This window comes from Micromonospora sp. NPDC049799, from assembly GCF_040656655.1.
GTDB lineage: Bacteria > Actinomycetota > Actinomycetes > Mycobacteriales > Micromonosporaceae > Micromonospora.
In genome coordinates this window covers 1-3,457 of record NZ_JBFAMU010000515.1, presented here as the reverse complement: position 1 = coordinate 3,457, position 3,457 = coordinate 1, and the positions used below count along the sequence as shown (strand labels likewise).

The following is a 3,457-nucleotide window of genomic DNA, read 5'->3' as shown; positions in this document are numbered from 1 at the left end:
CGACGCCCCGGTGGCCGGGCAGCCACGGCCGGAGCGGCGGGTCGAAGCGGCGGACCGGGTCGGGCGGACCGTCGAGCGGCCACCGGAACGCTGATGGCACGGATGCCCCCGCTCCGGGAACGGGGACGGTGGCACCGCCCGGCGCCGGTGGCGCGAGCCGCGTGACCGGCTGAGGCACGGCCGCCGGATCCGCGACCAGGAAGGACCGGGACAGCGGTGCGGGGGCCGGTCCCACCATGGCGAGCAGGCAGATCCCGAGGGCGCAGAGCGCGGCGACGGACCCGCGCGGAGGTGGCGACATGCCGGCAGCCTGTCGCCGCCGGCGGTCGGACGCCACCCCGCGCCCGTCCCCTGTGGATGACGGACGGGCCTGTGGACAGGCACCGGACGGGGCGATGATCTGCTATGCGTCCACGGGTCACCGGCCGTGCCCGACACCGCCTAGGCTGGGCCGGTGACGCGGGACTGGTACGCCTGGCACGAGGACTACGACGACCCGGAGTCGGCGCTGACCCGTCGGCTGCGGGAGGTGCGGCGGCGGGTCCGCGAGGCGCTGGACCATGCTCCTCCCGGCCCGCTGCGGGCGGTCAGCCTCTGCGCTGGCCAGGGCCGCGACCTCGTTCCGGTGCTGGCGGCGCATCCCCGCCGCGACGACGTGACCGCCCGGCTCGTCGAGCTGGACCGGCGCAACGCGGAGATCGCCCGGACGGCCGTCGACGCCGCCGGCCTGACCGGGGTCGAGGTGGTGGTCGGCGACGCCGCGCGCACCGACCTCTACGCCGACCTGGCTCCGGCGGACCTCGTCCTGGTCTGCGGCGTGTTCGGCAACATCAGCGACGCCGACATCCGGACGACCGTCCGGCACTGCGCGGCGCTCTGCGCGACCGGCGGCACGGTCCTCTGGACCCGGCACCGCAACAGCCCCGACCTGGTCCCCACCATCGCGGAGTGGTACGCGGAGGAGGGCTTCACGCCGGTGGCGGTCAGCACGCCGGCCGACGGCGTCGGGGTCGGCGTACACCGCTTCACCGGTACCCCCCGACCCCTGCAACGTGGCGCGCGGATGTTCGCGTTCGTCGGCTAGGACGCCTCGGAAGCCCGCCGTCTAGGCTGGTGGCACCGCCACCCACCCCGGGGAGACCACGATGACCACTGTGGACGAGGTGAGCCGGCCGTCGCGGCTGGCCGAGCCCGACGAGGCGATCAGCCCGGAGGAACTCCAGCTGGCCGCCCGCAACCACGGCATCCCGCTGGAAGCCCTGCGCTACGACGTCACCCCGGCCGGCCTGCACTACCTGCTGATCCACTACGACATCCCGGACGTGGACCCGACGACGCACGTGCTGACCGTCGACGGCGCGGTGGGCCGGCCGCTCGCCCTCGACCTGGCGGCGCTGCGCGAGCGACCCCGGGTGACCCACCGGGTGACCCTGGAGTGCGCCGGCAACGGCCGCGCCCTGCTGCACCCCCGGCCGGTCAGCCAGCCCTGGCTGGTCGAGGCCGTCGGCAACGCCGAGTGGACGGGGACGCCGCTGGCGCCGCTGCTGCGTGAGGCGGGCCTCGGCGCGGACGCGGTGGACGTGGTGTTCACCGGCGCCGACCACGGCGTCGAGCGCGGGGTCGAGCAGGACTACCAGCGGGCGCTGCCGGTCGACGACGCGCTGCGGGAGGAGGTGCTGCTGGCGTACGAGATGAACGGCGCTCCCCTGCTCCCGCAGCACGGCGCACCGCTGCGGCTGATCGTGCCCGGCTGGTACGGCATGGCCCACGTCAAGTGGCTGCGCTCGGTCAGCGTGCGCACCGAGCCGTTCGAGGGCTACCAGAACGCGGTGGCCTACCGGCTGCGGCAGGACGCCGACGACCCGGGTGTGCCGGTGACCCGGATCGAGCCGCGCGCCCTGGTCCGGCCGCCCGGCTTCCCCGACTTCATGTCCCGTACGCGGGTGCTCCGGCCGGGGCCGTGCACTCTCGACGGTCGCGCCTGGTCCGGCCACGCGCCGGTGGCGTCGGTGGAGGTGACCACCGACGGTGGCGCCACCTGGTCGCCGGCCCGGCTGGACGAGCCGACCGGCGGGGCGTACGCCTGGCGGCGCTGGTGGCTCGACTGGGAGCCCACGCCGGGCCGGTACGTGCTCGGGGCCCGGGCCACCGACGCCTCCGGCCGCACCCAGCCGGTCGAGCAGCCGTGGAACCGGGGTGGCTTCGCCAACAACCTGGTGCAACGGGTCGAGGTCGTCGTCCTCGCGGAGTGAGGGCCGACCCGGCACCCGACACGGACGACCGCCCGCCGCCTCGGCACGCGGAGACCGGCGGGCGGAGGCACGCCGGGTCCGGCGGAGGCGGTGATCGACGGGTGGGGGCCGCCGAGAACAGGACGCCCGGTGGCTACGCCGCCGGGCGGGTGTGGAAGCGGCGGGTCAGCTGCCGAAGCCGGAGTCGGCCGGCAGCGAGATGTCCGGCTTCTCGAGCTCCTCGACGTTGACGTCCTTGAACGTCATCACCCGCACGTTCTTCACGAACCGGGCGGGCCGGTACATGTCCCACACCCAGGCGTCGTGCATCTCGACCTCGAAGTAGACCTCGCCGTCGGAGTTGCGGACGTGCAGGTCCACCTGGTTCGCGAGGTAGAAGCGGCGCTCGGTCTCCACCACGTAGGAGAACTGACGGACAATGTCGCGGTACTCCCGGTAGAGCTGCAGCTCCATCTCGGTCTCGTACTTCTCGAGATCTTCCGCGCTCATCGCACTCCGCCTTCCATGACCACATCTTCCCCCACCGGCGCCGGAGGCCGAGGCTGCTCGCCCAACGCCACGCCGACGGTACCCCCTGGCGCCCACGAGCGCTCCATCGGCTCGTCCGGCCGTGCACCCATCGGTCGACGGGACCGGGGCGGGGCGCCGTCGCGGCCCGACACGGTGGCCACGTTCACGTACGAGAAGCGGTGCTCCGCGCACGGCCCGCGCTCCCGCAACGCCGCCGTGTGCTCCGGGGTGATGTAGCCCTTGTGCTCGGCGAACCCGTAGCCGGGGAAGGACCCGTCCAACTCGACCATGAGCCGGTCCCGGGTGACCTTCGCCAGGACGCTGGCCGCCGCCACACACGCGGCCACCCGGTCGCCCTTCCACACCGCCAGCCCCGGCACGTCCAACCCGTCCACGCCGAAGCCGTCGGTGAGCACGTACTCCGGGCGGGTGGCCAGCGAGGCCAGGGCCCGGCGCATCGCGGCGAGGTTGCACACGTGCAGGCCCCGGGCGTCCACCTCGGCGGCCGGGATGACCACCACGGCGTACGCCAGGGCGCGGGCCACCACCTCGTCGTACACCCGCTCCCGGCTGGCCGGGGTGAGCAGCTTGGAGTCGGCCAGTCCGTCGATCTCCCCGCGCCGCCCCTCGGGCAGGATCGCCGCCGCGGCGACCAGCGGCCCGGCGCAGGCGCCCCGACCGGCCTCGTCGGCCCC

Annotated in this window: 4 protein-coding genes and 1 pseudogene; 2 read left to right on the top strand and 3 right to left on the bottom strand. The window is 74.7% G+C overall.

The annotated features are described in order from the left end of the window. Positions 1 to 301 (bottom strand): annotated as a pseudogene (locus tag AB0I76_RS25500) (M23 family peptidase); the annotation flags it as partial. 153 nt (positions 302 to 454) lie between these two features. Here AB0I76_RS25500 and AB0I76_RS25495 point away from each other — a divergent pair. Both AB0I76_RS25495 and AB0I76_RS25490 read left to right on the top strand, forming a co-directional pair. Next, positions 455 to 1,084, top strand: coding sequence for a class I SAM-dependent methyltransferase (locus AB0I76_RS25495; RefSeq protein ID WP_357040308.1), 630 nt, complete (start codon positions 455 to 457; stop codon positions 1,082 to 1,084). Between the two features lie 61 nt (positions 1,085 to 1,145). Then, positions 1,146 to 2,252: a sulfite oxidase gene (locus AB0I76_RS25490; protein WP_357040305.1), complete on the top strand. Its 1,107-nt coding sequence runs from the start codon at positions 1,146 to 1,148 to the stop codon at positions 2,250 to 2,252. Between the two features lie 165 nt (positions 2,253 to 2,417). Here AB0I76_RS25490 and AB0I76_RS25485 read toward each other — a convergent pair whose 3' ends face one another. Then, entirely contained in the window at positions 2,418 to 2,741 is a 324-nt protein-coding gene (locus AB0I76_RS25485) for a DUF2469 domain-containing protein (protein ID WP_011905215.1), read from the bottom strand. After that, positions 2,738 to 3,457, bottom strand: a 720-nt coding sequence (locus AB0I76_RS25480; RefSeq protein WP_357040302.1) for a ribonuclease HII, incomplete at its 5' end; no start/stop codon positions are given. The genes AB0I76_RS25480 and AB0I76_RS25485, both read right to left, overlap by 4 nt.